This is a genomic window from Bradyrhizobium sp. SZCCHNS2022, assembly GCF_032377575.1.
Lineage (GTDB): Bacteria > Pseudomonadota > Alphaproteobacteria > Rhizobiales > Xanthobacteraceae > Bradyrhizobium > Bradyrhizobium aeschynomenes.
The window spans coordinates 291422-307962 of record NZ_JAUHHZ010000001.1 but is presented as its reverse complement, the minus strand read 5'-3'; the positions used below and the strand labels follow the sequence as shown (position 1 = coordinate 307962).

At 65.3% G+C, this 16541-nt stretch carries 17 protein-coding genes; 4 read left to right on the top strand and 13 right to left on the bottom strand.

The window, feature by feature from the left end:
- Window positions 1-8: 8 nt before the first annotated feature.
- Window positions 9-1289, bottom strand: coding sequence for an amidohydrolase/deacetylase family metallohydrolase (locus QXZ94_RS01435; RefSeq protein ID WP_315718908.1), 1281 nt, complete (start codon window positions 1287-1289; stop codon window positions 9-11).
- 174 nt (window positions 1290-1463) lie between these two features.
- Here QXZ94_RS01435 and QXZ94_RS01430 point away from each other — a divergent pair, with 174 nt between their 5' ends.
- Together QXZ94_RS01430 and QXZ94_RS01425 are read left to right on the top strand one after the other, a co-directional pair.
- Window positions 1464-1913, top strand: a complete 450-nt coding sequence (locus QXZ94_RS01430; protein ID WP_315718907.1) for a hypothetical protein — start codon at window positions 1464-1466, stop codon at window positions 1911-1913.
- Between the two features lie 136 nt (window positions 1914-2049).
- Window positions 2050-2271, top strand: coding sequence for a hypothetical protein (locus QXZ94_RS01425; protein WP_315718906.1), 222 nt, complete (start codon window positions 2050-2052; stop codon window positions 2269-2271).
- A 69-nt stretch (window positions 2272-2340) separates the two neighbouring features.
- On the opposite strand, the gene QXZ94_RS01420 is transcribed toward QXZ94_RS01425, so the two are convergent.
- From QXZ94_RS01420 to QXZ94_RS01370, 11 genes are all read right to left on the bottom strand, one after another.
- On the bottom strand, window positions 2341-3162 hold the full coding sequence (locus QXZ94_RS01420; protein ID WP_315718905.1) for an aldo/keto reductase: 822 nt from the start codon (window positions 3160-3162) through the stop codon (window positions 2341-2343).
- 184 nt (window positions 3163-3346) lie between these two features.
- A complete protein-coding gene (locus QXZ94_RS01415) occupies window positions 3347-3766 on the bottom strand; it encodes a hypothetical protein (protein WP_315718904.1) in 420 nt (139 codons plus the stop codon).
- A 304-nt stretch (window positions 3767-4070) separates the two neighbouring features.
- Window positions 4071-4952: an aldose 1-epimerase family protein gene (locus QXZ94_RS01410; protein WP_315718903.1), complete on the bottom strand. Its 882-nt coding sequence runs from the start codon at window positions 4950-4952 to the stop codon at window positions 4071-4073.
- Window positions 4953-5024: 72 nt separating this feature from the next.
- The gene (locus QXZ94_RS01405) at window positions 5025-6071 is read right to left on the bottom strand and encodes an ABC transporter permease (RefSeq protein WP_315718902.1); all 1047 of its coding nucleotides are present in this window, start codon (window positions 6069-6071) and stop codon (window positions 5025-5027) included.
- Window positions 6068-7585: a sugar ABC transporter ATP-binding protein gene (locus QXZ94_RS01400; protein ID WP_315718901.1), complete on the bottom strand. Its 1518-nt coding sequence runs from the start codon at window positions 7583-7585 to the stop codon at window positions 6068-6070. The genes QXZ94_RS01405 and QXZ94_RS01400 overlap by 4 nt, the downstream gene beginning before the upstream one ends.
- Before the next feature lie 69 nt (window positions 7586-7654).
- Entirely contained in the window at window positions 7655-8716 is a 1062-nt protein-coding gene (gene torT, locus QXZ94_RS01395) for a TMAO reductase system periplasmic protein TorT (protein WP_315718900.1), read from the bottom strand.
- Window positions 8717-8778: 62 nt separating this feature from the next.
- Window positions 8779-9750 (bottom strand): biotin-dependent carboxyltransferase family protein, encoded by a 972-nt coding sequence (locus QXZ94_RS01390; RefSeq protein ID WP_315718899.1) that lies wholly within the window; start codon window positions 9748-9750, stop codon window positions 8779-8781.
- Window positions 9747-10616 carry an allophanate hydrolase subunit 1 gene (locus QXZ94_RS01385; RefSeq protein ID WP_315718898.1) on the bottom strand — a complete coding sequence of 290 codons (870 nt, stop codon included), beginning with the start codon at window positions 10614-10616 and terminating at the stop codon, window positions 9747-9749. Before QXZ94_RS01385 ends, QXZ94_RS01390 begins: the two co-directional genes overlap by 4 nt.
- Window positions 10616-11998 (bottom strand): acetyl-CoA carboxylase biotin carboxylase subunit, encoded by a 1383-nt coding sequence (locus QXZ94_RS01380; RefSeq protein WP_315718897.1) that lies wholly within the window; start codon window positions 11996-11998, stop codon window positions 10616-10618. Before QXZ94_RS01380 ends, QXZ94_RS01385 begins: the two co-directional genes overlap by 1 nt.
- Window positions 11995-12234, bottom strand: coding sequence for an acetyl-CoA carboxylase (locus QXZ94_RS01375; protein ID WP_315718896.1), 240 nt, complete (start codon window positions 12232-12234; stop codon window positions 11995-11997). Before QXZ94_RS01375 ends, QXZ94_RS01380 begins: the two co-directional genes overlap by 4 nt.
- Before the next feature lie 3 nt (window positions 12235-12237).
- The gene (locus QXZ94_RS01370; protein WP_315718895.1) at window positions 12238-13035 is read right to left on the bottom strand and encodes a 5-oxoprolinase subunit PxpA; all 798 of its coding nucleotides are present in this window, start codon (window positions 13033-13035) and stop codon (window positions 12238-12240) included.
- A 289-nt stretch (window positions 13036-13324) separates the two neighbouring features.
- On the opposite strand from QXZ94_RS01370, the gene QXZ94_RS01365 reads away from it, so the two are divergent.
- Complete coding sequence (locus QXZ94_RS01365) at window positions 13325-14230, top strand: LysR family transcriptional regulator (RefSeq protein WP_172180054.1); 906 nt, start codon at window positions 13325-13327, stop codon at window positions 14228-14230.
- Window positions 14231-14506: 276 nt separating this feature from the next.
- The gene (locus QXZ94_RS01360; RefSeq protein WP_257165888.1) at window positions 14507-15703 is read left to right on the top strand and encodes an amidohydrolase family protein; all 1197 of its coding nucleotides are present in this window, start codon (window positions 14507-14509) and stop codon (window positions 15701-15703) included.
- Window positions 15704-16026: 323 nt separating this feature from the next.
- Here QXZ94_RS01360 and QXZ94_RS01355 read toward each other — a convergent pair whose 3' ends face one another.
- Window positions 16027-16539, bottom strand: a complete 513-nt coding sequence (locus tag QXZ94_RS01355) for a MarR family winged helix-turn-helix transcriptional regulator (RefSeq protein WP_315718894.1) — start codon at window positions 16537-16539, stop codon at window positions 16027-16029.
- Window positions 16540-16541 lie beyond the last annotated feature (2 nt).

Genomic DNA, 16541 nt, shown 5'->3' with positions numbered 1-16541 from the left:
CCGATGTTTCATCGCACCGAGAACGGCGACTGATAGGGCCGGCCGAATGGCACACCGTTGATCACGGTCTGCGCCGGCTTCAGCTGAAGCTTGCCCTCGCGCTTGTTGCCTCGCGTGTCCAGGAAGCTGACGGGCCCTTCGACCAGATCCATGATCGCGATATCGGCCGGCGCACCCACCTGCAAGGTGCCGAGCTTGGGCGTCCGGCTGATGATCTTGGCCGGCGCCGAGGTTGCCATGCTCACCACCTGCTCCAGGGAGAATCCCATCGCCAGGAATTTGCCCATGACGTTGGGCAGGAACGGCATGCCCGGTGAATTGCCCGAGAACACATGGATGTCCGAGGAGATGACGTCCGGCCCGCAGCCGCCGGGGATCGCCACCTCGGCCACCGTGAAGTCGAAGCTGCCGCCGCCATGACCGACATCGAACAGCACGCCGCGCTGCTTGGCGGCGAGCGCCGCCGGCAGGAGCTTGCCGTCCTGGACGATGTTGGTGAAGGCGCCCCCGAGGTTCGGCGCGCCGGAATAGGCATGGGTCAGGACATCGCCGGGCCGCAACAGGTCCAGGATCTGGGACATCAGCTCGGCGGTCTCGACGCCCCCGATATGCACCATCATCCGCGCCGGCCAGCCGCATAGCTCACAGGCCTTGATGGCGCGCTTCAAAGGCTCGAGCCCGTGCTTGAAGATCACGTTCTCGGACATCCGAACCTTGACCCCGAGCAGGAAGTCCGGGTTCTCGGCCAGCGCCATGGCGCAGGCGTCCACCTGCGCATTGTCGATGTTGTAGAGCTCGGCGACCGGGAACGCCGACAGGCCGTTGTTGGCGATATGGATGAAGGCGTAGATGCGTGCGCGCGACTGGGCGGCGATGAAGCGGCGCAGCGCGGCGATGTTGTTCACGCCGGCGTCGCCAGCCGAGACGACCGTGGTCGTGCCCTGGAATTGCACCAGTTCGTCCGGCGGAATGCCGATCGCCGAACCGTAGGGGTAGACATGGCTGTGGAGGTCGATGAGCCCCGGCATCACCAGCCGGCCGGCGGCATCGATCGACCGCAGGCCTCGCTCGGCAGGGATCTCGGGTTCGACCGCTTCGACGACGCCCCAGCGGATCCCGACGTCCCGCTTGCCGCGCAGCGACTGGCTAGGATCGACGAGGTCGCCGCCCTTGATCACCAGGTCGAACTTGTCGGTGGGCCCCATCGCGGCACGAGCCGGACCCGACATCGCGGCCATTGCGGCCGCTCCGGACGTCAAAAGGAATTTGCGGCGTGAAAGCGCAGACATGTTCAGCCTCCCCAAGCTCGTTTGTAGTTGCAGGAAGCATGCGCCTCGGCCTGTGGCCCAGCAAGGCCGGTTCTAAAAGAATGAGACTTTGTGCCAACGATCGCGCGCAGGTCCGTCGTTGCGCCGTTGACGCAGTGCATTAAGATGGCGAGGCAGTCAGCTCTGCGAGACCGCATGCCCCCTATCTGCCGCCCTCTCCTGGCGATCATCCTCTGCGCATCTTCACTCGGCTCTGTCGCGTCAGCCGATGAGACCGTCGACGTCGCTCGAGCCTGGGGCCTAATCGGGACCTGGGCGGCCGATTGCAGCGCACCACCGGTGAAGGGCCGCGGCGCCATCATCTCCTACGAAGTCACGCCGGATGATCGTCTGATCTACCGTCGCGACCATGATCCATCCGACGTCAACCAGGTCGCGAATGCGCGCGTCGAGGCGGACCAGACGCTGGTACTCTCGATCGTGCTGCCCAAAGCGCGCCAAACGCGTGAGAACGGAATCACCCGGACGGCCGATGGCAGCATCCGCTCCGTCTTCAATCGCGGCGAGGATGACAGCTACACCATTCGTGACGGGCGCTTCGTCGCCAATGGCAAGCCGACGCCGACGCTCAACAGGTGTGACTGAGACACCTGCAGCAGCTGCAGCTCGCCGCGCGACGAACACGAAATCTGAACACGCATTCAGCAACTTCCCCGAAGTTCCTGCGGAACGTTCTGTCACACTTCAAGTTGACCTCGCGCAATTCATCCTGGAGGACAACATGAAGAAAATCGCTCTCGCGCTCGCTTCGCTCTCGGTCATCGCGCTGGCGGCGCCGTCGATCGCCAACGCCGAGACGGTGATCATCAAGCGTGGCGGCCACCACCATCACGGCTGGGACCGCTCGCGTGCCGAATACCGCATCCATCGCGCCTACGGCCCTCGCTATGTCCGGCCGCATCACCGCCATCACGATCGCACGGTCATCATCAAGCGCTACTGATCTGCTGCGCAGACAAGGAAATGGCCCCGAGAGGGGCCATTTTTCTGCATATAGTTCAGAAACGAATCGTCAGCGATCCCACTCCGGCGCGAAGCCCGGGTTGACGAAGCGCTTGTCCTTCGGGAGAGCCGCGATCGTCTTGCGGTCCTCGTCGTCCAGCTGAACTTTCATCGCATCCCAATTGGCCTGCTGGCTTTCCTTGCGGCCGGCCTTCGGGATGGCCGCGACACCGTCCTGGTCGAGCAGCCACTTCAGGGCGACCTGCGCGGCGCTCGCGCCGTGCTTTTTCCCGATCGACGCCAGCGTCTCGTCGGCGGCGGCCCTCCCCTGCGCCAGCGGACAATAGGCAACAAGGGGAATCGACCGGCTGGCCATGTAGGTCATCAGCTTCGATTGGTCGAGCATCACGTGATACTCGACCTGATTGCAGGCGATCGGCGCCTGGATGTCCTCGACGGCCTGCTTCAGCTGCGCGACCGTGAAGTTGGCGACGCCGATGGCACGGGTGCGGCCCTCCTCCTTCAGCTTCAGCAGCGTGTCCAGCGCGGCCGGAAGATTCATTCCCTTGGCCGGCCAATGGATGAGATAGAGATCGACGAAGTCCAGCCTGAGCTTCTTCAAGCTGGTGTCGAACGCGCGGCGGATCGAGTCCGGCGCGAGATTTTCCGGCCAGACCTTTGTCGTGACATGCAATTCCTCCCGCGCCACCGACGCCGCGGCGAGCGCGGCGCCGATCGCATCCTCGTTGGCGTACATCTCGGCGGTGTCGATGTGACGATAACCGAGCGCGAGCGCGCTCTCGACGGCCTCGCGGCATACCGTACCCTGCATGCGAAACGTGCCAAGGCCAAGCTTCGGCAGACGGATACCCTGCGTTTCAATGACGTTCATGACTTCTCCTGGAGACGCGCCAACCGGCGGCCGAGCGGATGCTGGCGGCAGCCTCGGAACATCAAGACCTTGGCGGGATCGGCTCAGCTTGCCTGCGCGGCGCTTGGCAGTTCAAGCGGGCCGGCATCCGACCTCAATCAAGATATCGGGAGATTGGTTCCGTCTTGGAGGACCAGCATCCGGCTCAACGCCAGCCGCAGATTCCGCCGTTTCCCGGCCGGCAAGGCCAGGTCTGAATCCGCGTGTCCATCGCCTGCGCATCCAGCGGATTGCCGCGCCGCTGCGCGAGTCGGTTGCGGGCCGCGCCGCGCGGCCGCTCCGCCGTCCGTGCGGCCTGAGGCCGGCGGGCGACGTTGGCATGCGGGACGATCGCGGTGATATCCGAATCCACCGGCAGCCGGGACGCGACAGTTGGCCGGTCGGTCCGAGCCTCGATAGGAACGGGCTCGAAATGCGCCTCGGGTCCAAGTGGCTCCGGCGACAAGACGGCCTTCGACAAGTCGAGCCGGAGGAAGTCACCCGGCTGATATGTACCTGCGATGGATTCCGTTCCCGTGAGCAACACGGCGCAAGTGACCATGCCGATGAACGCTCTCAAGACCATCCCGTCCTCCCGTCTTCCCGCGCAACCTCAATTGCGCGCCCCTGCTGCGAGATCCCCTGGCGACACGGATTGCAACGTCGACCGCCGCAAGCGCTCAGCGCTTTGACCCGCACCGTGATGTTCGTTGATCGCCCGTTATCGGTTAGGAGAAAAAAGCCCAACAACCGCCGGTCGTTCGACGCATCATATCCAAAGTTCCGCCGCCGTCTCTGATGTAGGTCGCGGCGTCGCCTTTTCCAGGCCTTAAACTGCGAGTCACGGTTACCGCTGTGCACGCAAACGGGCGCTTGCCACATAAGTCATACTAATCGGATGATTGGATCTCGATGCGGCAACGCAGCGTCTCAGCTGCTCCCGTTGCGATATGCATAATGCCAGGCTTGGCCATGAACTCCGCATCAAAATCGAGCGGGCTCGCAAATCCGCGCCAAGGCTCGATGCACAGGAACGGCGCGCCGCCCGGCTTCGACCAAATGCCGAGCTCGCGGAAACCGTCCCAGCTGATGTCGAGGGCCGGTCCCCTGCTCCCGACCAGGCGAACCGAGCGGCTCAAGGGCTGATCCAGGATCACGGCATCGTTCTCGAAAAGGCGTTCGTTCAACGACAGCACGCGCCCTTCGATCGGCGAGCGCTCCGGCCGCTCGCACAGCAAGCCACCGGTCAGGCGCCGGATCGGTGCCGGCTCGGGTTCGGCAAAGACCAGGCGATAGCTGTCTTTCGGCTCGCCCGGGAGCAACGGCCAGTTGAAGGCGGGATGTGCGCCGAACGAGGCCGGCAGCACCTCCGCGCCGGGGTTCGCGATCTCGACCACCATGTCGAGCGCATCGGCGGTGATCCGGTAGCTCAACGTCAGGCGGAAGGCGAAGGGATAGCGCGCTTGCGTCGTCTGGTCGTCGGTCAGTTGCAGTATGCAGGCCTCCGCGCCACGCTCCAACCACGTGAAGCGCAGGTCACGCGCAAAGCCATGCTGCGTCATCGGATAGGTTCGGCCGCCGTGGTGGAGCTGGTCATTCTTGAGCCGGCCGACGATCGGAAACAGCCAGGGCGCATGACGCGGCCACGCAGCGCCTGCTTGCCAGAGCAACTCCAGATCATTGGCCGTCTTCAGCGAGCACAGCTCGGCACCATCCGCCTTGATCGTCGCAGTGATGCCGCCTGCGCTGATCGTGTGAAGGTCGTCGCTCATCGGTCACCGCCCAGGTCGCAAAAGCGCACGAGGTGATGCCGGATTGCGCCGCCAACGTCCAGAGGCCTGCGATCACCGCTCCCCCACGAGCAGCCGGTATCGGACCTGATCGAGGATGACGGCGAGCACCAGCAGCGAGCCAAGCAGCACCATCTGCATGTAGGAACCGATCTGCGCGATGTTCATGCCGTTCTGCAAGAGCACGATGAAGAAGCCACCGAGCACGACGTTCTCGACCCGGCCGATGCCGCCATGCAGCGACACGCCGGCGATGACGCAGGCCGCGATCGACTCCAGCGCGATGGTGCCGCCGAGATTGGTCTCACCGGAGCCGACGCGGGCGGTCAGCAGCAGGCCCGCGACGGAAGCCAGCAGCGCGCATAGCGCATAGGCGATGAACAGCACCTTCGTGGTGTTGACGCCCGACAGCCGGGCCGCCTTGGCGTTGCCGCCGACCGCTTGGATGTGCTTGCCGAGACGAGTGCGGTTCATCACCAGCCAGATCGTGCTGGCCGCCACCACGGCGACCAGCACGGGGACCGGAATGTCGAACACGCGGCCGAAGCCGAGGACGTCGCCGAACTCATAGGGCACGCCGGACACCGGCACGCCGCCGGTCAGGAACAGCGCGATGCCGGCGCCGACCGACTGCACGCCCAGCGTCATGATGAAGGGCGAGACGCCGAACAGGGCAATTCCAAGCCCGTTGATGCTGCCGATGACGAGCGCCGCCGCAAGCCCGGCGCAGCAGCCGAGCACGATCACCAGCCACAGCATGTCCGGCGGTAGCATATGCGACAGCGTCACCATCGCGAGCGCCGAGACCACAGATGTCAGCGCGATGGCCGTGCCGACCGAGAGGTCGAAGCCGCCGGTGACCAGCGCCAGCATCTGACCGAGCGAGACCAGGATCAGGTAGACCGACTGCCGCGCGACGTTGGTGAGGTTCTGCAGCGCCAGGAATTCCTTGGACACCAGCGAGAACGCGATCAGGGTGGCGACCAGGAAGAACGGCAGCACACCGACGCGCAGGAACAGCGCGCGCAGGCCCGTGAGCACCGCATTGGCGCGGCGCGGCGCGGCCGTGTCCTCGGCAATTGTCGTCGTTGGCATGCTCACGCCGCGCTCTCCGTTTCGGCAAAGAAATGTTTCAAGACGTTCTCTTCCGCGATCGCGTCGCCGGAGAGCTCGGCCGCGATGCGGCCCTTGGCGAACACCAGCAAGCGATGTGACAGGTTCATCACCTCCGGGAGGTCGGAGGAGATCACGACCACGGCCTTGCCGGCCTCCGCGATGTCCTTGATCAGCTGGTACAGCGCCATGCGCGTGCCCATGTCGACGCCGACCGTCGGCTCGTCGAAGATGTAGACGTCGCGGTTGTCGCCAAACCCCTTGCCGAACAGCACCTTCTGCTGGTTGCCGCCAGACAGTTTCGACACCGCGCGATCCATCGCCCCCTTGGCGATGCCGACCTTGTTGCCGATCGCATCCGTCAGCGCGCGGCTGCGGCGCGGCCCCACGAAGCCGAGCGGACCCGCAACGTCGTTGCGGTCGAGCAGGCTGAGCTCGATGTTGCCGCGGGCGCTCGCGGTCATCTGCAGGCCCTCGCTCTTGCGGTCCGACGGCAGGAAGAACACGCCGTCCTTGAGCAGCGCGCGCGTCGAGGCGCCGGTGACGTCGCGGCCCTTCAGGGTCACCTTGCCGGCCTGCAATGGCTGCAATCCGATCGCCGCGCGCCAGATCCGCGATTTGCCGCTGCCGACGAGACCGGCGCAGCCGAGCACCTCGCCGGCACGCACCTCAAGGCTTGCGCCATGGACGCCCGCGGTGCGGATGCCCTCCAGCGTCATGACCACGGCGCCATCGGTACGATGGGCGATCTTCGGATAGACCTGATCGACCGCGCGCCCCGTCATCAGCTCGATCAGCTCGCGTTCCGAGGTGCCGCGCGCCGGGACGGTCGCGATCAAGCGGCCGTCGCGCAGGATCGAGATGCGGTCGGCGATCTCTTGGAATTCCTGGATCCGGTGCGAAATATAGATGATGCCGACGCCGGAGGCGGCCGCCTTGCCAATGAAGCCGAACAGGCGCTCGGTCTCGCGCTCGGTGAGCGAGGCCGTGGGCTCGTCGAGGATCAGCACGCGGGCATTCGACAGGAACGCCTTGGCGATCTCCACCATCTGCTGCTGCGCGCGCGACAGGCTGGACGCGGGACGCGTCACCTCGATGTCGAAATCGAGCTCGGCAAACAGTTTGCGCGCGCCGGCCAGCATGGCGCGGCGATCCGTCAGCGGCCCGCGCATCAGCTCGCGGCCGAGATAGAGATTCTCGAACACCGGCAAGGTGGGCACCAGCGAGAATTCCTGGAACACGGTGCCGATGCCGGCCTTGGCCGCGTCGTGCACCGAATGAAAGCTCACCTCACGCCCAGCGATGCTGATCGAGCCGGTCGTGGGCCGGAATACACCGGAGAGAATCGAGATCAAGGTCGACTTGCCGGCGCCGTTCTCGCCGAACAGCACATGCACCTCGCCGCGCTCGACCTTGAGATGGACGCCGCTGAGCGCCTTGACGCCGGGAAACTCCTTGGTGATCCCGGTCATCTCGACCAGCGGTGCAGCTAGGCTACTCATCATCGGCCCCCTTGCGATGCGGCCCTGCCCCCGTCAGGGAACAGAGGCAGAGCCGCACCTGCCCCCCGCTTAGTTGAAGACGGGTTTGAAGCCGTCCGGGGGAAGGATGTTCGCCGGCGGCACCTTGCCGATATTGGCGGAGTCGACCACGAAGATCTTCGGACCGACGTGCTTGACGTAGTCCTTGCCTTCGAGGATGCGCACGGCCTGGTCGACCGCGATGCGGCCCTGGATGACCATGGAGTCTGCGGGCGCCGCCATGATCAGGCCGCGCTTGATGCCTTCGTAGACGCCGGGCGTCATGTAGAAGGCGAGCAGGTCGACCTTGCCCTTCAGCCCGCGCTCGCGGATCAGGCCCTGCGCCGCTTCGGCGGTGACGGCCGTACCGGCGACGTAGCGGATGTTCGGCGCGGCCTGCAGCGCGTCCTCGACCAGCTTGGCCTGCACCTCCTTGCCGGTGTCGCCATATTTCGGCTCCAGCACCTTGATCGCCGAGCCCTTCACCGCGTCCATGAAGCCCTTGTTGGCCGCCTCGACCCAGCCGGCGCCGGCCGGGCCCGGGAACCAGCCGACCACGACCTCGGGCGTGCCGGCCGGATGCTTCTTGGCGAGATAGCTGCCGGTCTCCGCGCCCATCGTGTAGAACGACACCAGCGACTTGGCCGAAATATCCGGCGACGAGATGCCGTTGACGAGGTCGATCACCGGGATCTTCTTCTTGGCGATCTCCCCGATCACCTTGTTGAGGCCATCGGCCGAGATCGCGCCGATGATGACCGCATCAGTGCCCGACGCGACGCAGTCCTCGATCTGCGAGATCTGCTTGTTGAGCTCGGTGTAGCCGCCGGCCTCGACCAGGTTCATCTTGACGCCCAGGCGCTTCGCCTCCTCCGCGACGCCATAGTCGACGCCGAGCCAATAGGCGTCCTTCATGTGCGGGAACGAGACACACAGCTTCCACGGCTTGGAGGCCTTCTCCAGCGGGACATATTTGACATCCCACGGCTTGCCGTCGGCCGCGAACGGCGGCTCGATCTTGGAGGCGTCGTAGGGATACCAGTCGGCAGCATGGGCGCCGGCCGACAGCACCAGCGCCGAGGACGCCAGGAGAACACGAACCAAACTCTTCATTGAACTACCCCTTTGTCATTCAGTCTTGAAACCCGGCACAAGCCCGCCGCACCGAAGTGCGGTCAGGCCAATGCCGCCCGGATCTTCTGCAGAAGAGCTTTGCGATCGGCGCGCGCCGCGAGCGCGCCATCCATGTCGATCTCGACGAAGCGCGTCGGCATGTTCGGCTGCAATTGGCCGATCAGGTCCATGTCGGCCGAGATCACCGTGCCGACCATGAAGTAGCCGCCGCCGGAGACGGCATCGCGATGCAGGATGATCGGCTCCTTGCCGCCGGGCACCTGGATCGAGCCATAGGGATAGCAGCTGTCGACGATGTTGGAGGGATCGGAGCCGGCCCCGAACGGCTGCTCGCGCTCGACGAATTTCAGCGCCTGGCCGCCGCGGAAGCGATAGCCCATGCGGTCGGCCTCGGGCGCGACCTTCCACTGATCGGCGAAGAAGCTCTGCTGCGACTCCGGCAGGATGCGATGCCAATAGAGACCCGGCAGCACGCGCAGCTCGGCCGGATGGCCGGGCTTGCGCCGCAGCGCCTCGGGCACGCTCGCGCCTGCCTTGCCGCTGCTGGCAACACCGACCGGCAGCTCATCGCCGGCCGCAATCGGCCGGCCCTTGAAGCCGCCGAGCGCACCGATCGGATAGGTCGAGCGGCTGCCGAGCGCGAGCGGCACGTCGATGCCGCCTGAGACTGCGATGATGATGCGCGCACCGCTCTTGAGATAGTCGAAGCTGAGCACCTGCCCCGCCTTCACCTCCAGCGCGGTCCAGCCCGGCTGTTCCACGCCGTCGAGCTTGATCGGCATCTCGGCCCCGGTGACGGCGATGCGCGCAGGCGCGGTGAACTCCAGCTGCGGGCCGATGAAGACGGCTTCCAGACAGGCTGCGCCCTCGTCATTGCCGACGAGCATGTTTGCCGCGCGCAGCGCGAGCCGATCCATCGCGCCGCCGACGGGAATGCCGAGATGGAAATAGCCGGGGCGGCCGAGGTCCTGCACGGTGGTCGACAGACCCGGATGAAGCACCTTGATGGTCATGCCAGCGCTCCCTGAAGCTTGGCGTTGTAGCCGGTCATGTCCTTCTGGAAATCGCGGAAGTCGAAGGTGACGTCGCGAATGATGGGCGCGAAGCGGCCGGACGCGACCTCGCCCAGCGCGTGATCGTATTCGTCCTGCTGGATCGGCTTGAACTTGACGATGTCGCCGGGGCGGAAGAACACCATGAAGTCGCGCAGGTATGAGATGCTCTGCTCGGGATCGAAGATCGGCATCGGCGTGATGCCGAACATCTGGTAGCCGCCGGCGCCACGCACCGAGTAGATGCAGGAGAAGCAGCCGCCATGGCCGATCGTCAGCTTCGGCGTGTCGGTGCGCGGGCGCAGATATTTCGGCACCTGGAGCTGCTTGCCCCGCTCGACCATCTGGTACATGAACGGCAGGCCGGCGACGAAGCCGACCATCGAGACGAACCAGGGCGAGCCGCTATGCGCCTTGATGAAGGCATCGACATCGGCGAGGCCGTTGACGCGCGCGGCATATTCGAGGTCGGTCGCGGTCGGGTCCTGGTGCCGCTCGCGGAAGCGCATCAAGGTCTCGTGCGTCCAGGGGTCCTGATAGAACACCGGGATCTCGATGATGCGGGTCTTGATGACCGGCTCGGTCTTCGCCGCCGCGCTCTCGATGCCCTGCACCTCCTTCAGGATGTCGTTCGGCTTGATCACATCGGGATCGAACTTGATCTGGAACGAGGCATTGGCCGGGCAGATCTCCGTGACGCCCTTGATGCCGGCGTCGCGGATCGCATTGGTCATCGACAGGCTCTTGAAGAAGGCATCGAGGGACATCGCCTCGTCGCATTCGACGAAGAGATGCTCGTCACCCCCGAACGAGTAGCGGGTGGTCATCAGGCGTCCTCCCTGGCGCGGGCCAGCTGCGCGAAATCGGTTTCGAGCCATGGCTCGAGAAAGCGGGTATGGGTGCGTCCGTCGGCCACGCTGGCATCGCGCGCGAGCGCGGCATGCAGCGGAATGGTCGTGGGGATGCCAGTGATCACGAGACAATCGAGCGCCTCGCGCAACCGGGCCAGGCAGTCGGCGCGGGTCTCGCCCCGCACGATCAGCTTGCCGAGCAGCGAGTCGTAGAACGGCGGCACCGCATAGCCTTCGAACAGCAAGGTATCGAAGCGGATGCCCTCGCCGTCGGGCACGGCAAGCCGTTCGATCGTGCCGGGCGCGGGCATGAAGCCTTTGTGCGGATCCTCGGCATTGATCCGGCACTCGATCGCGTGGCCCTGGATGCGCACGTCGTCCTGCGTCACCGAGAGCTTGGCGCCGCCGGCAATCTTCAGCATCTCCTGCACCAGGTCGATGCCGGTGATCATCTCGGTGACGGGATGCTCGACCTGGATGCGGGTGTTGACCTCGATGAAGTAGAATTCGTTCGTCGCATCATCGTAGAGATATTCGACCGTGCCGGCGCCGCTGTAGCCGACGGCGCGGCCGAGCGCGACGGCGCTGGCGCAGAGCCGCTGGCGGACGTCGTCCGGCAGCCCCACCGCAGGCGCCTCCTCCCAGACCTTCTGACGCCGCCGCTGCAGCGAGCATTCGCGCTCATAGCAATGCACGACGTTGTCGCCGTCACCGAGGATCTGCACCTCGACATGGCGCGCGCGCTCGATCACCTTCTCGATGTACAGCCCGCCGTCACCGAATGCCGCCGCGGCTTCACTGGAGGCCTGTGGAAACTGCCGGGCGAACTCCTCCGCATCGCCGACGATGCGGATGCCGCGCCCGCCGCCGCCGGCCGCCGCCTTGATCATCACGGGAAAGCCGATCCGCGCCGCGATCGCGATGGCCTCATCGAGATCGGTGACGCGGCCGTCCGAGCCCGGCACGGTCGGCACGCCGGCGAGCGCCGCGACCTGACGCGCCATCACCTTGTCGCCGAGCAGCCGGATCGCCTCAGCGCTCGGGCCGACGAAGACGATGCCGGCCGCGGCCACGGCGTCGGCGAACTCGGCATTCTCGGCGAGGAAGCCGTAGCCGGGATGCACGGCGTCGACCTTGGACGCCTTGGCCGCGTTCACCACGGCCTCGATGTTCAGATAGGATTTCTTCGCCGCCGGCGGCCCGATCTCGACCGTCTCGTCGGCGAGCTGCGCCGCCAGCGACTCCTTGTCCGCGATGCTGTGCGCGAGCACGGTGCGCAGGCCCAGCGCCTTCGCCGCGCGGATGATCCGCACAGCGATCTCGCCCCGGTTGGCGATCAGGACCGAGCGCAGGGTCATGCCTCGACCTCAGCGATCACCTGACCAGCCATAACCGCATCCGCGTCATCGACAGAGAAGCGAATGTTACTGCCGGCAACGCCGGCCTTGACCTCGTGGAACGACTTCATCACTTCAACGAGGCCGATGACATCGTCGGCAGCGACCGTATCGCCGTCGTTCTTGAACGGCGCGCTCTCCGGCGAGGGCTTGCGATAGAACACGCCGGGCAGCGGGGACTTGATCTCAGTGCTCATGGGTCAGGCTTCGCTTTGCGGTTTCTGGGGAACGATGTCGGACGGCGGCGCGATGCGGATGCCGTTGGCAATCAGCGTCTGGCGCATCGCGCTGGCGATCTCGTAGGCGCCGGGCGTATCCGAATGGAAGCAGATCGACTCGAATTCGATGTCGATGTCGTCGCCCTCGATGGTGCGGACCTTGCCGGTCTGGCATGCCCGCAGCACCTTGTCGGCAACGCCCTGCGGATCGAGCCTCTTGCCGTGGCGGGTGAACACGATCGAGCCGGAGCGGTCGTAGTCGCGGTCGGCGTAGAACTCGCGGATGACGGGCTGCCCCGCCTCGACGGCGACGCGGTAGGTCACCGAAACGTCCATGCAGAACACGAAGGAGTTCGGCGCCACCGTGCGCATCAGCTTGATGAAGGAGCGCGACAGCTGCTCGTTGGCGGCGAGCTCCATGTAGAGCGCGCCATGCGGCTTGACGTGCTGCAAGGTACCGCCGTGGCGGCGGGCGAATTCCCTGATGGCGCCGACCTGGTAGACGATGTCGTTGATCAGTTCGTCGGCCGAGCCGTCGATGCGGCGGCGGCCGAAGCCCTGGAGGTCGCGATAGCCGGGATGCGCGCCGATGCCGACGCCGTGCTGGGTGGCGAGCCGCACCGTGGTGTCCATCAGATTGGGGTCGCCGGCGTGGAAGCCGGCGGCGATGTTCGCCGAGCTGATCAGCTCCATCAGCTTGGCGTCCTCGGCGTCGCTCAGCCGCCAGGAGCCGAACGCTTCGCCTAGATCGCAATTGATATCGACAGTCTTCAGCGGCACGGAAGCTCCCCTCACCTGGCGCCGCCCTTTCGCGCGAGATGGGCGGCGGGGCGGCGGAACAGGACGTTAGGGGCACACAGTCCCATTGAAAATTATTATTGTTGGAAACTCATTTTCTCTTTTTTAGATTGCCCTTTGAACACGCTTTGCGCGCTGCATCCGGTCAAATAGCTGGTAAAATTGGCTGAATCATGCCGCCTGTTTGCGGTGCACGGTGCCCAAGGAATATTCGATTTGCTTTTTAAGATAGAAGATGGCTCCATATTCCGATCTTTGAATGGAGAATTGGGTGGCCATCAGCCTGCGCCAGATCCGCTATTTCGTCGCCACCGCCGAGCAGGGCCAGATCACCCAGGCCGCTTCGGCGCTGTCGATCTCGCAATCGGCGATCACCACCTCGATCAAGGAGCTCGAGGAGATCGTCGGCGCCGAACTGTTCAACCGCTCGCCGCAGGGCATGGAGTTGACGCCGATCGGCCGGCAATTCCTGTTTCACGCCTACGACATTCTCAACAAGGTCGAGGAAGCGACCTCGCTGCGCGTGCCCGCCGGCGACGTCGAAGGCAGCCTGACGCTCGCGGCGACCTACACCGTGATCGGCTATTTCCTTCCCAACCATCTCGAGCGGCTGAAGCGGCACTATCCGCGACTCAACATCCAGCTGTTCGAGCTCACGCGCGAGGCGATCGAGGAAGGGCTGCTGTCGAACCGCTACGACATCGCGGTGCTGCTGACGTCGAACGTACAGAATCCCGATCTCACCATGGAGACGCTGATCGGCTCGCGACGGCGGCTCTGGGTGCCATCGAAACACCGGCTGCTGCAGCGCGAATCCGTGTCGTTGCGGGACGTTGCCGACGAGCCCTACATCATGCTGACGGTCGACGAGGCCGCGCACACCTCGCTCAAATACTGGAACAAGACCGCATTCCAACCGAACGTCGTGCTGCGGACGTCCTCGGTGGAGGCGGTACGTTCGATGGTCGCCAACGGCCAGGGCGTCGCCATCCTCTCCGACATGGTGCTGCGGCCGTGGTCGCTGGAAGGCCGGCGGATCGAGACCATCGTGCTCAGCGATCCCGTGCCGGCGATGGATGTCGGCCTCGCCTGGCGGCGAAACATCGAGTTCACCCCGGCCATGGAGGTGTTCCGCTCCTATTTCCGCCAGGCGTTCTACATCCCGACGCTACGATAGAGGCCCCGGCCCAACCCCGATTGCACCCGGAATCTCGCGATCGTCGGAAAAGACCGCAAGACGATATCGGGATTCCGGGTTCAAGGCCTCTCGGCCTTGCCCCGGAATGACGGGGGTGTGGCGCGGTCGAACTGTGCAATCCGCGCCGAATCTTCGTGCAAGCCGGCCGCTTGCCGGCCCCATTCATTCGTGTACGAATGACCAAAACCGGCTTGATGCTGCGCCGCGTGCAGGCGCAAACTGCCGTAAATTGCTTCGAGAGAGAAGGACATCCCGATGGCCCATGACGCGCCGCAAGCGACCGGCCCCAGCAAGCTGGTCATCCGCAACATCGGCCTGATGCTGTCGGGCGCGCTGGAACGGCCGATCCTGGATGCCGACACCATCGTCGCCGAGAACGGCAAGATCACCGCGATCGGCCGCTACAAGGACGTCGACACCTCGGGCGCGACCACCATCGTTGATGCCCATGGCACCACCGTCGCGCCGGGCCTGATCGACAGCCACGTCCATCCCGTCGCCGGCGACTGGACGCCGCGGCAGAACCAGAGCAACTGGATCGATTCCTACCTGCATGGTGGCGTCACCACCATGATCTCGGCCGGTGAGGTGCACATGCCCGGCCGCCCGCGCGACGTCGTCGGCCTGAAGGCGATGGCGATCTTCGCGCAGCGCGCGTTCTGGACCCTCCGCCCCGGCGGCGTGAAGGTGCATGCCGGCGCGCCGGTGATCGAATGCGAGATGGTCGAGGACGACTTCAAGGAGCTCGCCGCGGCCGGCGTCAAGCTGCTCGGCGAGGTCGGTCTCGGCGGCGTCAAGGACGGTCCGACCGCGCGCAAGATGGTCGGCTGGGCGCGCAAATATGGCATCCAGAGCACGATCCACACCGGCGGTCCGTCGATCCCCGGCTCCGGACTGATCGACAAGGACGTCGTTCTCGAAGCCGGCACCGACGTGATCGGGCACATCAATGGCGGCCACACCGCTTTGCCCGACGATCAGATCCGCTGCATCTGTGAGGGCTGCAAGGCTGGCCTCGAGCTGGTGCATAACGGCAATGAGCGCTCGGCACTGTTCACCTTGCGCACCGCGCGAGAGATGAACGAGCTCAACCGCGTCATCCTCGGCACCGACGCGCCCGCCGGCTCCGGCGTGCAACCGCTCGGCATCCTGCGCATGGTGTCGCTGCTGTCGTCGCTCGGCGACATCCCGGCCGAGATCGCGTTCTGCTTCGCCACCGGCAACACCGCGCGCATGCGCGAGCTCGATTGCGGCCTGATCGAGGTCGGCCGCTCCGCCGACTTCGTCATCATGGACAAGGCGCAGCACTCGCCCGCCAACACCCTGCTCGACAGCGTCCAGCTCGGCGACCTCCCGGGCATCGGCATGACCATCATCGACGGCATCGTCCGCACCCAGCGCAGCCGCAACACGCCGCCGGCGACGAAGATCCCGGAGATCGTGGCGAAGTAGGTCGACTATCGCTCCGCCGTCATTGCGGGCGTAGCGGGAAGTGTGCCCAGCTCGCTCGACACGAGGGGTGTCGTCCCGGCCTTGAGCCGGGATCCATACTCCGCGGCGGTCGTGGTGGGCGCGATGTGAACGACGCGTCTGCCCCAAACTATATCCTGTGGCTCTGGGTCCCGGCTCAAGGCCGGGACGACGGCGAAATTTAAACCGTAAGGTGGGCAAAGCGGCGCCGTCAGGCGGCGCGTGTCCACCGTTGGTAGATGCGGACGTGGTGAGAATGGTGGGCACGCTTCGCTTTGCCCAACCTACGAGATCTGCGTCTTGGACTACCGCAGCCGGCTCAACAGCGACAGCAACGTCTCGCGCTCTTTTGCATCCAGCGGCGCCAGCGTTTCCTTTGAAATCGCGAGCGCCAGCGGCGCGGTTTTCTCCGCGAGCTGCTGACCCGCCCGGGTCAGGCTGACCAGCAGCCGACGGCCATCCTGCGGATCAGAGCTGGTCTCGGTCAGGCCGCGCGCGGTCAACCGGTCGATCACGCCCTTGATCGTCGCGACGTCCATCGCCGTCAGACGGCCGAGCTGGTTCTGCGAGCACGGCCCGGTCTCGACCAGCTTCGACAGCGCGGCCCACTGCGTCGGCGTCAGATTGCTGCCGATGTCGCGGGCGAAGATCATGGTGTGACGCTGCCACACCTGGCGCAGGATGAAGCCGATCTGGTCGTCGAGCACGTAGGTCGACTTCGCCGGCTTGGCCGCGGACTTCACGGCAGCTTTCGCCGCCGGCTTCGGCGCAGCCTTGGTCGCCTTCGTCGATCGCTTCAGCGCGGCCGTCTTTGCCATCT